Raw genomic sequence first — 1,789 nt, 5'->3', positions numbered from 1 at the left:
TGACGGAAGTCGACGGCCGCTGGGTAGGGCTGGGCAGTTGTGACATGAAGGGGTTTTTCGCACTGGTTATCGACGCGGTGTTGCCGCTGCTGGACCAACCCTTCAAGCAACCGCTGTTGATCCTTGCCACTTGTGACGAGGAAAGCTCCATGTCCGGTGCCCGTGCGCTGGCCGAGGCGGGGCGCCCATTAGGTCGTGCAGCGGTGATCGGCGAGCCGACCGGGCTCAAGCCGATCCGCCTGCACAAGGGCGTGATGATGGAACGCATCGAGATCCTCGGGCGCAGTGGCCACTCGTCGGACCCCAGCCTGGGCCATAGCGCCCTGGAAGCCATGCATGACGCCATCGGCGAACTGCGCGGCCTGCGCCTGGCCTGGCAGCGCGAGTACCGCAACGCGCAATTCAGCGTGCCGCAGCCGACGATGAACTTCGGCTGCATTCACGGCGGCGACAACCCCAACCGCATCTGCGGCCAGTGCTCCCTGGAGTTCGACCTGCGACCCCTGCCGGGCATGGACCCCGAGGTGCTGCGCGCCGCGATCCGCCAGAAGCTCGAACCCCTGGCCGAGCGGCATAAGGTCAAGATCGACTACGCGCCGTTGTTCCCCGAAGTGCCACCCTTTGAGCAGCCCGAAGACGCCGAGTTGGTGCGGGTGGCGGAGCGTTTGACCGGTCATCGTGCCGAAGCAGTAGCGTTCGGCACCGAAGCGCCTTATCTTCAGCGCCTTGGTTGCGAAACCCTGGTGCTCGGCCCTGGCGACATTGCCTGCGCCCACCAGCCTGGCGAGTACCTTGAAATGTCACGCTTGGCGCCTACAGTGCGTCTATTGCGGGAACTGATCGAACACTACTGCCTGAAACCTGCATAAATTTGCCCCTGCCCATTCGTACATAAGGAGAGTGAGCGTGTCGCCAAGCCTGTTCCGACGATAACCATCAGCCGCTGTGCGCTTTCACGATTGATCCTTTATTTGGCTGCTTTTTATTACAGGCCCAGGTGTTATGCCCGAATACGTCAATTGGCTTCGTCACGCTTCACCCTACATCAACGCCCACCGCGACTGCACCTTTGTGGTCATGCTGCCCGGCGATGGTGTGGACCACCCCAACTTCGGCAATATCGTCCACGACCTGGTGCTGCTTCACAGCCTGGGTGTGCGTCTGGTGCTGGTGCATGGCTCGCGCCCGCAAATCGAAACCCGCCTTGAAGCACGCGGCCTTACCCCGGCTTACCACGAAGGCTTGCGCATCACCGATGCTGCGACGCTGGAGTGTGTGATCGACGCGGTGGGTCATTTGCGTATTGCCATCGAGGCGCGCTTGTCCATGGACATGGCGTCCTCGCCGATGCAGGGCTCGCGCCTGCGTGTGGCCAGCGGCAACCTGGTCACCGCACGGCCAATCGGCGTGCTTGAAGGCGTGGACTACCACCACACCGGCGAAGTGCGCCGGGTCGACCGCAAGGGCATCAACCGCCTGTTGGATGAGCGCTCTATCGTGCTGCTCTCGCCCCTGGGGTATTCGCCCACCGGCGAGATCTTCAACCTGGCCTGCGAAGACGTCGCCACCCGCGCCGCCATCGACCTGGGCGCCGACAAGTTGCTGCTGTTCGGCGCCGATCCCGGTCTGATCGATGAGAACGGCCGCCTGGTGCGTGAATTGCGCCCACAACAAGTACCCGCGCACCTGCAACGCCTGGGCAGCAACTATCAAGCCGAACTGCTCGATGCCGCTGCCGAAGCCTGCCGGGGTGGAGTAGGGCGCAGCCATATCGTCAGCTACGCCGAAG

At 63.2% G+C, this 1,789-nt stretch carries 2 protein-coding genes; both read left to right on the top strand.

Translation table 11 applies throughout. From position 1 onward, the window contains the following. Positions 1 to 869 (top strand): acetylornithine deacetylase (gene argE, locus BKD70_RS22705; RefSeq protein ID WP_070415444.1); only part of this gene is annotated, 869 nt, incomplete at its 5' end. Positions 870 to 1,002: 133 nt separating this feature from the next. Then, positions 1,003 to 1,789 (top strand): amino-acid N-acetyltransferase (argA, locus tag BKD70_RS22700; protein ID WP_070415443.1); only part of this gene is annotated, 787 nt, incomplete at its 3' end.

The sequence above is a fragment of the Pseudomonas sp. BS-2016 genome (assembly GCF_001806145.1).
Lineage (GTDB): Bacteria > Pseudomonadota > Gammaproteobacteria > Pseudomonadales > Pseudomonadaceae > Aquipseudomonas > Aquipseudomonas lundensis.
This window is presented reverse-complemented; position numbering and strand designations above follow the sequence as displayed.